Raw genomic sequence first — 17,442 nt, 5'->3', positions numbered from 1 at the left:
TATATTTATAACATTAAAAGAACACATAATTATATAAATATAAAATCACATGATTATATATTTATAAATTACCAGTTAGATAGGAGTAATTTATGTTAGTTGAAAATATTCTAGGAACTTTAGAAGACTTCGATGTCCATGGGAAAGAAATAGACTTTGTGGATATAGAGTGGTATGAAGTTAATAAAAAGATAATAAAGAAAGTAAGTTCTAGCGGAAGACAAGTTGGAATTAGACTGGATGGAAGCAGAAAACTTAATCACAAGGATGTGCTTCATGATGATTCTGAATTTATAGTGATTGTAAATATACCTGAGTGTGAAGCTATTTCTATAAAGCCTTCAACTATGGAGGAAATGGGAAGAATATGTTACGAGATTGGAAATAAACACATTCCACTGTTTTTGCATCAGCAGGAAATACTTGTGCCTTATGATGAACCCTTGATGAAGCTGCTGGAGAAAAATAAGTTTAATCCACAGAAGGTTTCAGCTAGACTTATAAATGGTTTAGAGACTCACAGCCATAGTCATAGCCACGGACATAGCCATGAGCATGAACATTAGTAATCAGTTTTTTACACTACTTCAGATTGCTGACTCAATATTTCCAATAGGTTCTTATACTCAGTCAAATGGACTTGAAACCTATGTACAAAAAGGAATTGTAAAGGACAGTGAATCATCAAAGGAATATTTAAAGCACATGCTTACAAGTAGTGTAAAATATAATGATGGATTAGCTGTGAAGTTAGCCTATGAGTATGCAAAAGCAAGAGATGTAGATAGAATATTAGAACTTGACGGTTTGCTTACCTGCTCTAAGGCACCACGGGAAATAAAGGAAGGTAGTATGAAGCTATGTACTAGATTTATTAAGCTTGTTAACACTATAAAAAAGACCGAACTTATTGATTTGTATGAGAAAGCTGTAAAAGAAGAAAAAGCTTATGGACAGTACTGCATTTCTTTTGGAATTTTTGCGGCAGAGTGCGATATATCAAAGGAAGAAGCTCTGATGGCGTATGTATATAATCAAGCTTCTTCAATAATAAATAACTGTACTAAACTTGTTCCCTTAGGACAGTTAGATGGTCAAAAAGCATTGTTTAGTTTGCAAGAAGTTATGTCGAATATTACCCAGGAAATATTGGAGCTTACCATGAATGATATCGGAAGATGTAGTATAGGGGCGGATATAAGAGCAATGCAGCATGAGGATTTATATTCTAGACTGTATATGTCTTAAAATTAAGTATTGTGTTGAAATTTATGAGGTTCTGTATGCGAGATTTTAAAGATATATGCTAATAGTTAATGTGATTTTGGAGAGGAGGAAATGTTGATTTTTAAGTAGTCAACATGAGTGAATATATGAGTTACGTAAAGATAGGAATTGCAGGTCCAGTTGGATCAGGGAAAACTGCATTAATCGAAAGACTTACAAGAGAAATGAGTAAAGAATACAGCGTAGCTGTAATAACAAACGATATATATACAAAAGAGGATGCGGAGTTTTTGACTGCAAACAGCATACTTCCAAAGGAAAGAATCATGGGGGTAGAGACCGGTGGTTGTCCTCATACAGCAATAAGGGAAGATGCTTCTATGAATCTTGAAGCTGTGGATATAATGGCAAAAAGATTTCCAGAGGTAGAGATAATATTTATAGAAAGTGGTGGAGACAATCTATCTGCTACCTTTAGTCCAGACTTAGCAGATTCAACTATATATGTTATTGATGTATCTGGAGGAGATAAGATACCTAGAAAAGGCGGCCCAGGAATAACAAGATCAGATCTTCTTATTATAAACAAGATAGATTTAGCACCATATGTTGGCGCAAGTCTTGAGGTAATGGAAAGAGATTCTATAAAGATGAGAGGAACTAAATCTTTTATTTTTACAGATCTTCATAACAAGGTAGGACTAGATAAGGTAATAAACTGGATTAAAGAAAATGTTCTGCTTGAGGGCGTGTAATGAGCAATAATTACGAAAAAGATAGTCATATCGATATAATAGCTTCAGTTAAAAGAGGAAGGAGTATTTTAGAAGATAGCTATTTTACAGCTCCTTTTAAAACTATAAGACCTTTTTATGATGAACAATATAATATTATGAAGCTATGTATGATGAATGTATCTCCAGGAATATTAGAGGGAGATAAGTATTTCTTAAACTTTAGGATTAAAGAAGGTGCTAGACTTCATATATACTCACAATCTTACAGTAAGATATTCAATATGAAGGAAGACAGTGCTTATCAAAAACTTAAAGTAAGCTTAGAAAAGAACAGTAGGTTTGAGTATTTTCTAATGCCTACAATGCCATTTAAGGGATCTAACTTTTTTAGTGAATCAGATATACATCTTGAAAATGGAAGTGAGCTGTTATATAGAGAAATACTATCCTGTGGAAGATATATGTCTGGAGAAAGATTTGATTTCAATATATACTCATCAAAAACTAAGCTATATTACGATGGAAAGTTAATTTTCTTTGATAATACCTTTCTTGAACCAAAGAAGCAAAATCTAGATGAAATAGGCTATTACGAAGGATTTACTCATCAGGCTAATGTTTATATGATAAATGATAAAATAAATGAAGAGTTTAGAGATAAAGTGGTAGATTATCTAAATTCTCAAGAGGGCATCATAGCTGGGGCGAGCATAAATCATGAAAAAATGATAACTATAAGAATTCTTGGAAACAGTTCAGATAAATTAGCAAAGATAACTGATAGAATTAGGGAAATTGATTTAGAAAGATAAATTGATTTTGTGATGTTAAGGCACTGTGTTAAATTAAATGGTTAGTCATCCAATGCTTTAATGTGCTTACGCAAAGAATTAATATGATTTTGTCATATTCCATGGCTAAAACTGTAAACTCACTACGTTCGGACAGTACAGTTTCTTAACGCCATTACATCTGCCAAAATCATTTAATTCTAATAGCTCGCCCATATAGCATCTCCTGCCTAACCATTTAATTTAAATAATATTCTTAAGCATAGACTTTTAAATCAAACACTCGGTTACAAATTCTGATATATTACTTTTCTGGTCTAATAAGTAACCATATTATTAGGCCTATTGGTCCGAGAAATAACACTAGAATAAATACTAAACATCCAGATTTATCTCTAGCAGAAGCGTCCATTGCCGCCCATATACAGCAACATAACACTATTAAAAGCCATAGTATACCACCCATAAAAATCTCCCTTTAAAATAGAATTTTCGAATATTTTAAAACAATCATTTCATTCATTCCATTGGTAATAGATTATTTAGTTTTTTTGAATTTCATTAGCGATTCAATTTAACAACTATTAATTTACATATTAACCTAATTATATCATCTTGATGAAGGTAGATGCAAAAAGTCGCAAATAAAAATTACCTTGAATTATGTTTATACATAAAATTAAATAAATTTAATTTATTTACAATTAGTAATATAATACAATTATATTACTAAAATATTATGTGGGGAGGATGGATTATTATGAATATAGAAAAAGTGAGCGTAAATGTGAACATAGTGGATTTAGGAAAAATTGATTTGCTGATAAAAAAGGGGTATATAATAATAGGACGAGTTTTTTAAGTGTAGCTATAATGAATTAACGAAGAATGAAAATATAACTGAACAGTTTATAAATAAGCATCAAACGGAAGATGTTTCTTTAGATTTGATTAAGAATACAATCAATAATATTAATGTATTTGGTGCATTTAAAGCTTCAGAGGAAATAAAGGAATATTTTAAACATGACTAATTCATATTCAAACAATAGTTAGATAAAGACTTAATTTCAATACAGTTAAATTAAAAAATGGCTGAAAGAATTAATCCATTCAACCATTTAATTTTAATTATTAATCTGTAATTTAGTTTTAACTAAGGATTTGCTTAAATTTTTTCTGCCATAGATGCTACAAATTATGCCTATAAGAGTTAAATTAACAACTGTAGAAAAAGGACTATAACCCAAAAATGGCATAAATGCAGATACAAATGGAATTAAATTTAAGTTTAAAGCTACTGATAATAAAAATTCAACAGCTAATATAAAGGATATTAATGTGAATAAATTTCTTCCATACTGGTTTTTTATAGACTTAGAAGTTCTGAAAAGATTGATTAATAAAAATAGAATCAATATTAAAAGCGTTAATGCTACAACCCAACCGAAAGTATAAATTATATAAGTATAAATTAAGCCTTCATTTATAACTGGAGTATTTGATAAAATTTCAGTTGATATACCATTTCCAAATAGATTTGAAGCTGAAATTATTTTTTGGATTATTTCATTTAAAGAATTAACTTCACTAGTGTTATTTCTAAAATTTAAGAGATCTATTAACCTATAATATCTATATTGTGTAGTGAACATAGCAAAATAAATTACAGATATGCTTGCACCTATGGTAGCTATTATATATCTTATCTTTATTTTAGAGTTTACCAATAAAATTATAGAAAAAATTGAAAATAACGCTACACAAAAATACTGATTTGATATTAATATTAAATAAATACATAAAGCTATTAGAGATAACTTTTTGATTATTGAATATTTTACATTAGTCAATTTAGGCAATATGCCATTTAAGGCAATTGAATTTAATATAATTGCTGCTAGTGCAATATCAAAGTTCTTTCCTACTAGTTTTATTCCTATGATAAGATTAATTTTATATGGAAAAGACACTATTAAGAGGAAAACAAAGTTTGTTATGAAATATATTTGCCATGAGTACTTTTCGATTTTTCTATAATCAAACAAGTAAGCAGTAATTGCTATTAAGCTTCCTAATATGGTACATACAATAGTTGTTATGTAGTTACTATATGACATTACCTTAGGAGCATTTTTAAAGATTGAAAACTGGGTAAAAAGACCAAAGGCCACAAATAATGAACATATTATCAAAGTTTTATATTCAGGTACTTTCTTGTATACCTTATTTAGGTCAAAACCAATCTTTTCGCTGTCTCCAATATGAGAAATTGCAAGCTTTTCTGCTTCTTGAAAGCTTGAACCTTGAGCTATATATTCTTCTTTTATATCCTCAAGATGGCAAGCTAGCTCTTCCTTTATATCTTTATGAACCTCAGTACATTTTATCAGAGAACAAACTTCCTCAGTAAATTTATCAAATGAATTTTTTTCTATCCCCATACTATGCCCTCCCATAAGCAGCTATCCACAGCGTTTTTATAAGTTTCCCACTCTTTTTTCTTTTCTTTTAGGTGTTTTTCACCTTCACTAGTTATCCTATAATATTTTCTTTTTCTACCTTCTGTGCTCTCTTCCCAGTAGGACTCCACATAACTATCACTTTGAAGTGAGTGAAGTATGGGGTAGAGTGTACCTTCTTTAAAGGCGAAGATTCCATTTGATTTGTTTTCGATTGCTTTTATCATCTCATATCCATACATGGATTTATCTTTAAGTAGGCTTAAAATAATAATAGTTGTACTTCCTTTTAGAAGTTCTTTGCTTACTTTCATAACTACCTCCTATGTATACCTAGTAAATCTAGGTATCTTATATATACATAGTAATACTAGGTATGCTTGTAGTCAAGAAAAATTTGTATATATTTTACTTAAAACTTATTAAATGATTTTATATAACATAGTTTCAATTATTTGACAATAACCGCTGGATTAGTTAGAATAGTGTTTAATAAATTTATAGTATTGATAATTCATTTTTTATAAATTGAGTTAAGATCAGTGCTATAAAATCAACAGGACTTAATTGTGGATTGGGTAGTGCTATAAAATCTATAAGGAAGTAGGGGAGAGTATATGAATATTAAAGAAGTTTCTAAAATTGAAAATGAAGAAGAGCAGGTTTCAGCCATTTATGATATTTTTAACGAATCCTCAAGGTTATCTACTAAAGCAACTCAAATCGAGTTTTTAACAACTGTGAGACAGATTGAAAAATATCTTAAACCGGGTATGAAGATATTAGATTTGGGAGCTGGAACAGGAGAATACAGCTTATATTTTGCAAAAAGAGGGTTTGAGGTTACAGCCATTGAATTGGTGGAAAAGCATGTTAAGCAAATTAAAAATAAAATAACCGAGGATATTTCTCTCGAAGTGTTTCAAGGCAATGCAGTTAATTTATCAATGATAAAGGATAAAGCTTATGATATTATTTTATGTTTTGGTCCACTATATCATTTAAAGAAAAATGAGGACAAGTTAGCTTGCATAAAGGAAGTAAAACGAGTTAGCACAGATAATGCTAAGATGTTTTTTGCTTTTATTTCTAATGATATGGTTATTACAACTGAAGCAATGTGCTATGATTCTAATTTTTTAATGGGCAAGGAATATGATCATGAAACTTTTAAGGTTGTAGACTTTCCATTTGTATTCCATACAGTGGATGATTGTAGAAAATTACTTAAGGGTTCTAATCTAGCAGTTTGTGGAGAAGTGGCTACAGATGGCTTAAGTGAATTGTTAGCAGATAAAATTAATGCAATGGATGATGAAAGTTATAAAGCTTGGCTTAACTATCACTTTTATTGTTGTGAAAAGCCTGAATTTCTAGGAGCAAGCAACCATCTTTTATTTATATCAGAAAAATAAAGCTGTGGGTTAAATTTATCTATCACTTTTGGATGAAAAAATCATTGAGCAGGTTATGAAGAATACATTTGACGTATAATATATTAAAAAGAGAGCTTTAAAAGTCTATTGTTATAACTTTTAAAGCTCTACTACTAATCATAAGATGTTAGAAGGTTATTATACTAATTTATTTAGCAGTTCATCATTTTCCCAAGTACCTATGATTCTTTCACCATCAGAATAAATCATAATTCCATCACCTTCACGGTTATCTTCCTTCCACAGACCTATAAATTGATCACCATTGTCCCAGATATAAATCCCGTTACCAGTTTTTGAGCCATCCTTCCATTCGCCTACATATCTTTCACCATCTGGCCAGCTATATATACCATAGCCATTCATTTCATCTTCTTCCCAATTGCCTTGATATAACTCGCCGTTTGTAAATGAAAGCGTACCTTCTCCATGGAACATATTGTCTTTCCAGTAACCAATATATCTAGTCCCATTGCTATATGTAAAAATTCCGAAACCATTCTTCTTACCATCTTTTAAAGCTCCTTCATAACGGCCTCCATGAGTATGTTCCTCTTGGCTATTACTTGATACAGAAACTTTTAAATTAGAATTTTTTAAATTTGTAAAATTAAAATTGCTCATTTTGTGTCACCCTTTCGTATGTTTCAGATTTTATGTACTATAGACATCTAATCTTCTTTACTTTAATACTTTTTAAAAATATGAAGGTTTCAAGATATAATATATATCATAGAAACTTTATAATCATATATAATAGTATACTAAGTTATTATGCTATTTAATTCAATGTAAATATAAAAGTAATTTCAACAATATTTTTAATTTTATATATTAAGTAAGTTATCTATATGATATGAGCAATAAATGTCAGGATTTTTTGCTTTTAAGGCTTTATAATTAAGTTAAAATATAAAAACTTTTATAGTTAATTAAATTACGAGCTATATAACACAGTGCTAAATTTTGGAGGTTATGATATGGATTATATTGATAAAATTCAAGAGTCAATTGAATATATTGAAAATAATCTTAGTGAGAAGATTCTTCTTGAGGATATTGCAAAAGCAGCTTACTTATCTAAATATTATTATCATAGAGTATTTCATAATATAGCTGGTGAGCCAGTTATGGAATATGTAAGAAAAAGAAGGCTTACTGAGGCAGCTAAAGATCTTGTGGAAGGAAAAGAAAAGATTGTTGATATAGCTTTAAAATATCAATTTAGTTCTCAAGAGGCTTTCTCGAGAGCCTTTAAAAAGATGTTTGGAGTTTCACCAAGTAAGATTAGAAAGACACAGCAGAGAGTCTTGCTATATAAAAAGCTAGAAATAGCAAAGATTACAAAGGTTTCTTCGTCTGCAATAAGTATGTCCTGCAAAGCTGCATAAAGCTGGCATGGCATCAGTTGAATTATATATAATCTTAGTAATTTCTATGATGAAATTAAGGCATGCAGTTATATGATATTTCAATCAATAATGCTGAGGAGTATAGTAACTATAAAAAGTTTTGCTTAAAGGAGAGATTTATATGAGTTATGTACCTATGGTTGTAGAACAGACGAACAAAGGAGAAAGATCTTATGATATTTACTCAAGGCTCTTAAAGGACAGAATAATAGTATTAAGTGATCAAGTAAATGATACTACAGCAAGTTTAATCATAGCTCAAATGCTATTTTTAGAAGCAGAAGATCCAGATAAGGACATTATTTTTTATATAAATAGTCCCGGTGGAGTGATTACTTCAGGGCTTGCTATCTATGACACTATGAAGTATATAAAATGTGATGTATCAACTATCTGTTTAGGTATGGCTGCTAGTATGGGGTCCTTCCTACTTGCTGGTGGAACTAAAGGAAAGAGATTTGCACTTCCAAACAGTGAAATAATGATACATCAACCATCTATATCAGGAGGGCTAAGTGGCCAAGCGACAGATATAAAAATTTATGCGGATAAAATCTTAAGAACCAAGAAGAGATTAACTGAAATATATAGTGAAAATACAGGTCAGCCTGCTGAGAAGCTTTTAGAAGATATGGAAAGAGATAATTACATGTCAGCAGAAGAGGCAAAGGCTTATGGGCTTATCGATGAAATAATTAAAAGTAGATAAAATACAATTAAGGTTGGCGGCAGTACATGCTTCTGACCTTATTTTATTGTGTATAGAAGTATAAAGTTTTTATGATAGATAAACTAAGTAATTGCAAGTGATAAGGATAACTTTAGGAAATGCGGTAATGCTTATTCTTGTATTGTTCAAGATAATAACAATACGAATTTGAGTTGGTTTAGGTTATAATAAAATAGGACAGTGGATTGATAGAATGCCCCTAAAGTTTGAAGCGCTTGTATCCAACTTGGAGTAAAATTATATATGTATACAAATGAATATTATTTAAATGTGAAGCTTTATACTTTTAAATCTTTATCTGACTAAGTAAGAAGTTTAATTGATATTTTATTTAAAAGATTTAAATTGCAAATATAATAAGAAAAGGATGAGTGAATTAATGATAAACAAGCTAAATATAGAACAGTTTTTTAAAAAATATCCCTTTGCAGAAGCTGATATAAAGAAAAATAACATTAATACAGAAGTTCTTGAAGAGATTTACAGCGACTATATATCAGTAAAAGATACTTATGAAAGTCAGGCTGATTTTATTGCAAATATACTTAGAACTCATCCAAAAGTGCACTCAGTTAAGTCTAGAGTTAAATATCCTGAAAGACTTATAGAAAAAGTTATTAGGAAGACAGAGGATAGAAAAAATAAATATACTGATGATTTTCAATTTAGTGTGGATAATTATAAAGAGGAAATAAACGATCTTATAGGAATAAGAGCAATTCATATATTCAAGCAAGATTGGGAAGAAATCCACAGGTTCATATTAGATACTTGGAAGGTAATAGAGATTACTGCAAATGTAAGAGATGGTGATGATACTAAAAGATTTGAAGAGTTAGATATTCAAATCAAGTCTAGAAAGTCAGGCTACAGATCGGTTCATTATCTTATAGAATTTTATCCAACTAGCCAAAAGGTTATAGCTGAAATTCAAGTAAGAACCATATTTGAAGAAGGGTATGGAGAAATAGATCATCAATTAAGATATTCACATAGAGAAATTCCAGAAATACTCGAATCTAACCTTCTTCTTTTTAATAGAATATCAGGAAGTGCTGATGAAATGGCTTCTATGATAAATCTGCTAAATAAAAACTTATGCAGAATGGAAGCAGACTACAAAGAGATGATGGCGAAAAAGGATGAAGAAATTAGAGCACTTAAAGAAAGTTTGAATATATAATTTCTAGATGCTGTTAAAGCACGTCTTAAAATTAATTGGTCATACATCCAATGCTTTAATGAACTTCGCAAAGAATTAATATGATTTTTTCATATTCCATGGCTAAAACTGTAAACTCACTACGTTCGAACAGTACAGTTTATTAACGCCATTCCATCTGAAAAAATCATTTAATTCTAGTAGCTCGTTCATATAGCATCTCCTGTATAACCAATTAATTTTAACAATATTCTTAAACGTAGATAAATTTGAAGTTAAGTTTATAAAAATAAGGTTGACACAAGAGTAGATACCTAGTAATATAATATTAACAAACTTAATATAAGGTAATGTGTACCCTGTAGAGGGAGTAACTTCTTGATAGATTTAATTCTATTAAGAGCAAGGTCGTCAATTCGGATTTTTCCCGGCTTTGCTAACAACGTTGTTTAGTGAGACTCTATAGCTAGAATAGTTCTAGCTATAGAGTCTTTATTTTTTGCAGCTAATTAATTTGGTTAAATTTACTAAACGATAAATGTTATTTTATTCAAATTCTAATTATTTTGGAGGTTGATATTTTGATAATTAGCAAAAATATTAAAGATGGGAATATTAAAGTAAATAGCGAAAGGAGTAATTCGATGAGTGCTTTTTATAGCGATTCTATAGATGATTCTATGAAACTTTTAGACGTTAATAAAAGTGGACTAAAGGATGATGAAGTTACTCAAAGGAGAGAAAAGTATGGATTTAATGAATTAGAGGAAGGTAAAAAGTTAAGTGCAATAGGTGTATTCTTAAGTCAATTTAAAGATTTTTTAGTTATAATTCTATTAGCAGCAGCGATAATATCAGCATTCTTAGGTAAATTAGAAAGTGCAATAGTTATCCTAGTTGTAGTTATAATAAATTCTATACTTGGTACTGTTCAGCATATTAAAGCAGAAAGGTCTCTAAGTAGTTTAAAGGCATTGTCATCTCCAGTAGCAAAGGTTTTGAGAAATAACACTAGAATTGAAATACCTTCTAGAGAAATAGTTGTAGGGGATATCATTTATCTTGATGCAGGTGATCATATTAGTGCAGATGGTAGGATAATAGAAAACTATAGTTTGCAGGTAAATGAAAGTTCTCTTACAGGAGAATCGGAAAGTGTTTTAAAACATACAGAGGTAATAAATTCTGCAGACGTAGCTATTGGTGATAGAAAAAATATGGTGTTTTCAGGCAGCTTTGTGACCTATGGTAGAGCAGTAGTACTTGTAACTGATATAGGAATGAACACTGAAATAGGTAGAATAGCAAACTTACTTCAAAGTGCTAAGGAAAAAAAGACACCACTTCAAGTAAACTTAGATAACTTTGGTAAAAAGCTAGCTATAGTAATACTAGCTATTTCAGTTGTTATTTTAGCCCTAAATGTAATGAGAGGAAACAGCATCATAGATTCCTTTATGTTTGCAGTTTCATTGGCAGTGGCTGCTATACCAGAGGCTTTAAGTTCCATTGTTACTATAGTGTTAGCACTCGGAACTCAAAAGATGGCTAAAGAAAATGCGATTATGAGAAAGCTTCATGCTGTAGAAAGTCTTGGAAGTATATCAGTAATCTGCTCTGATAAAACCGGAACATTAACACAAAATAAAATGACAGTGCAACATGTTTATGTAGATAACAGAGTAATAGAAAAAGATAAACTTAACAAAGAAGATGAATTACAAAAAAAGTTAGTTTTAAGTTCTTTACTTTGTAATGATGCAGTGACTATTGAGAAGAAAGAAATTGGCGATCCTACAGAAGTTGCTTTAGTTAATTTTGGTGAAGTATATGGCTTTGATGAATTAGAAATAAGAGATAAGTATAAGAGAATTGCAGAAGTGCCATTTGATTCAGATAGAAAGCTTATGAGTACTTTAAATGAAGTTAATGACATGAAAATGATGGTGACAAAAGGGGCTTTAGATGTGCTTTTATCGAGAGCTACAATGATAGAAACCTCAAAAGGAAAAGAGCCATTAACAGATGCTCATAAAAAGGATATAGAAAAGATTAATAAGAATTTTTCATCAAGAGGATTAAGAGTGCTTTCCTTTGGATATAAAGAAATTGATGACAAAAAAGATATAGGGTTAGAAGATGAAAAAGATTTAATATTCTTAGGACTTATATCTATGATGGATCCACCAAGAGAAGAATCCATGAAAGCAGTTGCTGATTGTATTAGTGCAGGTATAAAGCCTGTTATGATAACTGGTGACCATAAGATAACAGCTTCGGCAATAGCAAAGCAAATAGGTATTTTAAAAGATGAAGCAGAAGCTATGGAAGGTTATGAATTAGAAAAGCTTACAGATGATGAACTTAGAGAAAAAGTTGAGAATATATCAGTATATGCTAGAGTATCTCCAGAACACAAGATTAGAATAGTAAGAGCTTGGCAAGAAAAAGGGAACATAGTTGCTATGACAGGTGATGGTGTAAATGACGGTCCTGCCTTAAAACAAGCAGATGTAGGCATAGCAATGGGTATAACAGGTACTGAGGTTGCAAAGGATGCCGCAGCTATGGTGCTAGCTGATGATAATTTTTCAACCATAGTAAAATCTATATCTAATGGTAGAAGTATATATGAAAATATAAAAAATTCAATAAAGTTCTTATTGTCAGGAAATACAGCAGGAATCTTATCAGTACTTTATGCAACTTTATTTGCACTACCAATACCATTTGCTCCGGTTCATTTATTATTTATTAATTTGCTAACAGATAGTTTACCTGCTATAGCTATAGGACTTGAACCTCATAATAAAAATATAATGAAACAAAAGCCGAGAAATATAAATGTTCCAATATTAAGTAAAGAATTTGGATTAGAAGTTCTTGTAGAAGGTTTGATAATAGCAGTAGTTACAATGCTTTCATTCCATATAGGACTTTCAACTGGAGATCATTCAGTAGCTACAGTTATGGCTTTTGCAACACTATGTCTTTCAAGATTATTCCATGGTTTTAATTGCAGAGCAAAACAGTCGATATTTAAAGTTGGAGTATTTGCAAATCCATTTGTATGGTATGCAGTTATATTAGGTGTAGCATTGCTTACTTTAGTCCTTACTTTTAAGCCTATAATGGGTGTATTTGAAGTAGTACCTCTTAATATTTCTCAATATGTTTGGGTTTATGGTTTAGCATTATTACCATTTGTATTAATTCAAGCATATAAACTTTTATTTGTAAAATCTGGTGATACAGCAAGATAAAGATTGCAATAATTCAAGGTGCTTCTCATAAAAATCTTTATTTATGTTATAAAGAAGCACCTTAATTTTATAGTTAATTCATAATAAAAATTAATTTAGATTATGGATGATTTTTATACAGTATAAACAAGCTTTAAATGGTAAACATATAAGAGAAGAGCAATTTTAAAATAGGTTGCATTTAAGAATCCTGTTGGAATTAGATACAATGTGCAAAATAAAAGAATTTAATCTTGAATCGGAGGCAAACTAATTATGGCAACTAAGATTAAAAATACAAGAAAAAAGATGGCTTCATTAGGATTAAAGAAAAATGAATACGGCGATTACGTAAATATAGACCCGAATGATACATTGTCAGAATTTGTACCAGTAAGAAGCAAGAAAAAAGAAAAATAGGAGATGATGCAAATGGATGATAATGCAATAAAAAAAGTAGCAGATATGTTGAGTACATACTCATATAAAGTAGATGCATTAGTAGATGTTTTAATTAAAAATAATATAGTAACTAAGGAGGAAATAAATGAATCACTTATATCTGTGATGGAAGCTTCAGAAAAACAACCAGCAACTGATGAATATGTGATTGAAAAATTAAAGGAAAAAATTCTTGTTAGATAAAAATAATTAGGAACAAATGTTAAGTGATTTTAATATAAATAAGTATATGAAACATGTTGCAGCAGTTACCTGAAAGTGGAGCTGACAGGCATACAATGTTTTTTATAATAGATAGGGCTTTGCAAACAAAAAGTATGCAAAGCCCTAATTTTTTACTGTATAAAAATTGATTATTTCGTATTTTAATTGGTATAATTTTGAAAAAATAAATTTTAATTTATATGAAAATTTAAAAATAAATAAAGAATTAAATATTTGGAAATCAATATTGACAATATAAGTAAATGAAGGTAACATTTATATGTAATCAATGTAATTAAATAATAAATGAAGCAACGAATCGTATCTTTATCTGTGTTTAATAGGGTATTAATATATAATATAATATAATACTTATTATTAATAGTTTATGAAACTTGTATCTTAAATAACTAAGGATGGTAAATATCTAATATAATTTCTATATAGTATCCAAATCAAAATTTCTAAAATTACCATGTATATTTAATAAAAATACATGATATAGTCGTAAACATTCTTGTGAAAATTCTTAATGTAATAATTCTAAACAAAACAAACCAATAGGTATGTCATTTCAAAATTTTATACTCCAATTTCAAATCTGTCTTGTTATCTAAACGTTTACACAACTAAATATAATATTCAGCCATTATAACTAGAAATGAAATATCTATATTTTATAAATGGTTTAGTATTCTTGGGGAGGTGAAAAGAGCTTTAAATAATTTGTTTAAGTTCAATTTTGAAAATTAAATTGGCTTGTTTTTGCTATTAAAATTTCGTACTAAAATATTTTTATATCTATAGGAGGTAAATTTATGTTTAAAAAGATTTATAAAACAGTATCTATATTTACTGTTCTACTTTTCATGGGATTATTTTTATCGGGTGTAACTGCTAAGGCAGCAGATTATACAAACGGTGTAAGTGTATCAGGAAACACAGCTACTATTTGGTTCAAATCTAATGTAAGTACTACCTGGGTAGATGTACATTATAAGATAAACTCAGGTGCTCAACAAAACTTTAGAATGACTTATAACAGCGCAACAGGCAGATATGAGCAAAGCGTCACAGTTGCTTCAGGAAATGTTATATCTTATGCATTTACTTACAACAATGGAACACCAGCATATGATACAGCGTGGGTTAACTATACTGTAGGATCAGGTACTACTAATCCTCCCACAACAAGTGGTTCAATATACTCAATTACAGCTTCTTCAATACCAACACCGACTGTAAGTGGTGCAGTTAATGTTAAGGTTATGAATGGAACAAATGGAGCATATGCAGATAGTAATATATATTGGGGAGTAATAGGAATAAACCCTGCTACAGGAAAATGGTGTTACTTAGATTTAAATGGCAATTTAGTACCAATATCAAATGCATTAAATGATGCTTCAGGTCACTTAACAAAGAACGGCGTTAATTATGCTAATATCTATCATAAAGTTAGTGAAGCAAATTGGGTACAAATGCCTAAGATAACATCAGGAAGAATGTTCTTAAGTGTTGGGTCACCATGTTATATAAAGACTTATGATACAGGCTTTGCAGGACCTAACGTAGACAATCCTACAGATCCAAACAGAGATATTTACTTTGATTTTGTTGAGTTTACAGTAGATAATACTGGCTATCATGGAAATACAACAAGAGTTGATGGATTTGGATTCCCAATACAACACAGATTAGTTAATAAAGCAGGTAACTACGATAAAACTGTTGGTGAACTTGAATCAGAGACTAGAGCAGGTATATTTACAAAATACCAAAATGAAGTTCCAACAGAATTTAAGTCTTTAGCTACAATTCAAGCACCATATAGAATTGTTGCACCAATACATGGTTCCTTTGCAGTAGGTGGAGCAAATGCTAACTACTTTGCAGGATATTCAAGCTACTCAACACAAGATATATTACTAGGAACAAATGGACTACAACAAAATCCTCAAATATGTGCTGCGATAAATAGACATGTATATACTGATACTGCAAATTGGAATAATCCAACTGCATACTATAAAGCTTCTCCAGCAAATTACTATGCTAAATTCTGGCATGATCATAGCATAGATAAGCTTGCATATGGCTTCTGTTATGACGACGTTAATCAGCAAGCAGCTTATCTTGAAGTTGGAGATCCTAAAGGACTTATAATTAGAGTAGGTTGGTAAAATAAATAAAGATGTACTACTTCGATCCGAAATCTATTTTCAAAACTCCTCTGGATTTTGAGAGGAGAATTTGAAAATATAAATTTTATTGCGAAGTGGTACATCCATAAATTCGAAAAGGCTATTAGCAAAAAAAATCATGCTAATAGCCTTTTCAATTTTTATTTTCTCAAATAAAAACAGCGAAAAACACCTTTCATAGTGTGTAGTATATTTAAAGATGTTCTAAGTAATTACTACTTTTTACAATGATCCTGAACTTGCACTAATGCTTCACCAAATCTTTGGAAATGTACAACTTCTCTTTCTCTCAAGAAATATAATACATCAAGTACGTCTTTATCATCGATTAATTGAATTAATCTTTCATATGCAGCTCTAGCTTTTTGTTCAGCGGCCATATCTTCATGTAAGTCAGCTATTGGATCGGAAGTTGATTGTATATATGCACCAGTCCATGGAGTGCCATTTGGGTCAGAAGGGTAAACAGCTGTACCATGAACAACGTAGTAGGAGTCAAAGCCTTCAGCATTTATTTGCTCAGGTGTAGCTTTTCTAGTTAGCTGATAGATCATTGAAGAAATTATTTCTAAATGAGCTAATTCTTCTGTTCCGATATCAGTTAATAATCCTTTTGTTTTTCCTGTAGGCATTGTATATCTTTGACTTAAGTATCTTATAGAAGCACCAAGTTCTCCATCAGGGCCACCTAATTGAGTCATAATAATCTTTGCTGTTTTTAAATCAGGGGTTTTAATATCTACTGGATATTCTAATCTTTTTTCATAATACCACATTCAGTATTCCTCCATTAATTTAATTTGCTTCTCTTTCCCATGGCCATGGTTCTGAAACCCATTGATCCCAACATTCAGCCGGTTGGAGACCGTAGTTAGTTAAAGGACCAAAGTTGCAACAATATTCTTTTCTTAGTGCTGTAAGTTTTTCGGAAAGATAATTTAATCTTTCTAATGCTTCCTGGCAATCAGGATGAGTATCTAGGTAAAGATTAAGTTCCACTAGATAGAAACCAACTTGTTGAATCATAGAAAGTAATTTCTTTTGTTCCATTAGTACTCCCTCCCATGTTTCTTTTTTTCGTAAGGTCTATATAAATCATTGAATATAGTGCCACGTTCAAAAGCAGTCTTTATATCATATAGATCTTTAAAGGGTTGAGGTAATACATAAGCTTCTGCATAGTCTAGCTTAAACTCATCTTTCATCTTAAATACGTCGCTCATAAGATATCCTCCGGTAATTAATATTTTTTATTAAGTTATCTCTTATATAGGTATGTATAGTTAATATATAATGACACATAAATAGGCAATATTTTCCTGCGTCAATTTACATTAATAAAAATATAAAAATTATTGTTGACAACCTATTTT

At 30.2% G+C, this 17,442-nt stretch carries 20 protein-coding genes; 13 read left to right on the top strand and 7 right to left on the bottom strand.

Annotation, left to right across the window (positions count from 1 at the left end):
• The first annotated feature begins 92 nt into the window (after window positions 1-92).
• The 4 genes from ureE (at window position 93) to J3477_RS12705 (ending at window position 2,776) form a co-directional block, all read left to right on the top strand.
• Window positions 93-566: an urease accessory protein UreE gene (ureE, locus tag J3477_RS12720; RefSeq protein WP_206870322.1), complete on the top strand. Its 474-nt coding sequence runs from the start codon at window positions 93-95 to the stop codon at window positions 564-566.
• The gene (locus J3477_RS12715) at window positions 550-1,248 is read left to right on the top strand and encodes an urease accessory protein UreF (RefSeq protein ID WP_206870321.1); all 699 of its coding nucleotides are present in this window, start codon (window positions 550-552) and stop codon (window positions 1,246-1,248) included. Before ureE ends, J3477_RS12715 begins: the two co-directional genes overlap by 17 nt.
• A gap of 125 nt (window positions 1,249-1,373) precedes the next feature.
• Window positions 1,374-1,982 carry an urease accessory protein UreG gene (ureG, locus tag J3477_RS12710; protein WP_206870320.1) on the top strand — a complete coding sequence of 203 codons (609 nt, stop codon included), beginning with the start codon at window positions 1,374-1,376 and terminating at the stop codon, window positions 1,980-1,982.
• On the top strand, window positions 1,982-2,776 hold the full coding sequence (locus J3477_RS12705) for an urease accessory protein UreD (protein ID WP_206870319.1): 795 nt from the start codon (window positions 1,982-1,984) through the stop codon (window positions 2,774-2,776). Before ureG ends, J3477_RS12705 begins: the two co-directional genes overlap by 1 nt.
• Window positions 2,777-3,059: 283 nt before the next feature.
• On the opposite strand, the gene J3477_RS12700 is transcribed toward J3477_RS12705, so the two are convergent.
• Window positions 3,060-3,221 (bottom strand): hypothetical protein, encoded by a 162-nt coding sequence (locus J3477_RS12700; RefSeq protein ID WP_206870318.1) that lies wholly within the window; start codon window positions 3,219-3,221, stop codon window positions 3,060-3,062.
• Window positions 3,222-3,515: 294 nt separating this feature from the next.
• On the opposite strand from J3477_RS12700, the gene J3477_RS26400 reads away from it, so the two are divergent.
• A complete protein-coding gene (locus J3477_RS26400) occupies window positions 3,516-3,617 on the top strand; it encodes a ribbon-helix-helix domain-containing protein (protein ID WP_206870317.1) in 102 nt (33 codons plus the stop codon).
• Between the two features lie 265 nt (window positions 3,618-3,882).
• On the opposite strand, the gene J3477_RS12690 is transcribed toward J3477_RS26400, so the two are convergent.
• Together J3477_RS12690 and J3477_RS12685 are read right to left on the bottom strand one after the other, a co-directional pair.
• On the bottom strand, window positions 3,883-5,199 hold the full coding sequence (locus J3477_RS12690; protein WP_206870316.1) for an FtsW/RodA/SpoVE family cell cycle protein: 1,317 nt from the start codon (window positions 5,197-5,199) through the stop codon (window positions 3,883-3,885).
• Complete coding sequence (locus tag J3477_RS12685) at window positions 5,190-5,531, bottom strand: PadR family transcriptional regulator (protein WP_206870315.1); 342 nt, start codon at window positions 5,529-5,531, stop codon at window positions 5,190-5,192. The genes J3477_RS12690 and J3477_RS12685 overlap by 10 nt, the downstream gene beginning before the upstream one ends.
• Before the next feature lie 303 nt (window positions 5,532-5,834).
• On the opposite strand from J3477_RS12685, the gene J3477_RS12680 reads away from it, so the two are divergent.
• Window positions 5,835-6,632, top strand: a complete 798-nt coding sequence (locus tag J3477_RS12680) for a class I SAM-dependent methyltransferase (RefSeq protein ID WP_206870314.1) — start codon at window positions 5,835-5,837, stop codon at window positions 6,630-6,632.
• A 159-nt stretch (window positions 6,633-6,791) separates the two neighbouring features.
• On the opposite strand, the gene J3477_RS12675 is transcribed toward J3477_RS12680, so the two are convergent.
• Window positions 6,792-7,277 carry an MORN repeat-containing protein gene (locus J3477_RS12675; RefSeq protein WP_206870313.1) on the bottom strand — a complete coding sequence of 162 codons (486 nt, stop codon included), beginning with the start codon at window positions 7,275-7,277 and terminating at the stop codon, window positions 6,792-6,794.
• A gap of 356 nt (window positions 7,278-7,633) precedes the next feature.
• On the opposite strand from J3477_RS12675, the gene J3477_RS12670 reads away from it, so the two are divergent.
• The 7 genes from J3477_RS12670 to J3477_RS12640 all read left to right on the top strand — a co-directional run bounded on the left by J3477_RS12670 (window position 7,634) and on the right by J3477_RS12640 (window position 16,048).
• A complete protein-coding gene (locus J3477_RS12670; protein WP_206870312.1) occupies window positions 7,634-8,044 on the top strand; it encodes a helix-turn-helix transcriptional regulator in 411 nt (136 codons plus the stop codon).
• A gap of 142 nt (window positions 8,045-8,186) precedes the next feature.
• A complete protein-coding gene (clpP, locus tag J3477_RS12665; RefSeq protein WP_183276304.1) occupies window positions 8,187-8,774 on the top strand; it encodes an ATP-dependent Clp endopeptidase proteolytic subunit ClpP in 588 nt (195 codons plus the stop codon).
• A 400-nt stretch (window positions 8,775-9,174) separates the two neighbouring features.
• On the top strand, window positions 9,175-9,978 hold the full coding sequence (locus tag J3477_RS12660; RefSeq protein ID WP_206870311.1) for a RelA/SpoT domain-containing protein: 804 nt from the start codon (window positions 9,175-9,177) through the stop codon (window positions 9,976-9,978).
• Window positions 9,979-10,601: 623 nt separating this feature from the next.
• Complete coding sequence (locus J3477_RS12655) at window positions 10,602-13,220, top strand: cation-translocating P-type ATPase (RefSeq protein WP_206870741.1); 2,619 nt, start codon at window positions 10,602-10,604, stop codon at window positions 13,218-13,220.
• Window positions 13,221-13,475: 255 nt separating this feature from the next.
• Window positions 13,476-13,619 (top strand): hypothetical protein, encoded by a 144-nt coding sequence (locus J3477_RS12650; RefSeq protein ID WP_206870310.1) that lies wholly within the window; start codon window positions 13,476-13,478, stop codon window positions 13,617-13,619.
• A gap of 12 nt (window positions 13,620-13,631) precedes the next feature.
• Window positions 13,632-13,844: a hypothetical protein gene (locus J3477_RS12645; RefSeq protein WP_206870309.1), complete on the top strand. Its 213-nt coding sequence runs from the start codon at window positions 13,632-13,634 to the stop codon at window positions 13,842-13,844.
• 839 nt (window positions 13,845-14,683) lie between these two features.
• Window positions 14,684-16,048, top strand: a complete 1,365-nt coding sequence (locus tag J3477_RS12640) for a glycoside hydrolase family 64 protein (protein ID WP_206870308.1) — start codon at window positions 14,684-14,686, stop codon at window positions 16,046-16,048.
• Between the two features lie 236 nt (window positions 16,049-16,284).
• Here J3477_RS12640 and J3477_RS12635 read toward each other — a convergent pair whose 3' ends face one another.
• Genes J3477_RS12635 through J3477_RS12625 form a run of 3 tightly spaced genes read right to left on the bottom strand, consistent with a single transcriptional unit; the run spans window position 16,285 to window position 17,292 of the window.
• Window positions 16,285-16,845 carry a manganese catalase family protein gene (locus J3477_RS12635; RefSeq protein ID WP_206870307.1) on the bottom strand — a complete coding sequence of 187 codons (561 nt, stop codon included), beginning with the start codon at window positions 16,843-16,845 and terminating at the stop codon, window positions 16,285-16,287.
• Window positions 16,846-16,864: 19 nt separating this feature from the next.
• Window positions 16,865-17,119, bottom strand: a complete 255-nt coding sequence (locus tag J3477_RS12630) for a spore coat protein CotJB (RefSeq protein ID WP_206870306.1) — start codon at window positions 17,117-17,119, stop codon at window positions 16,865-16,867.
• Window positions 17,119-17,292 (bottom strand): spore coat associated protein CotJA, encoded by a 174-nt coding sequence (locus J3477_RS12625; protein ID WP_206870305.1) that lies wholly within the window; start codon window positions 17,290-17,292, stop codon window positions 17,119-17,121. Before J3477_RS12625 ends, J3477_RS12630 begins: the two co-directional genes overlap by 1 nt.
• Window positions 17,293-17,442: the final 150 nt, after the last annotated feature.

Source organism: Clostridium zeae (assembly GCF_017312485.1).
GTDB classification, from domain to species: Bacteria; Bacillota; Clostridia; order Clostridiales; family Clostridiaceae; genus Clostridium_AR; species Clostridium_AR zeae.
The sequence above is the reverse complement of the archived record's forward strand: the minus strand, read 5'-3'. Positions and strand labels throughout refer to the sequence as shown.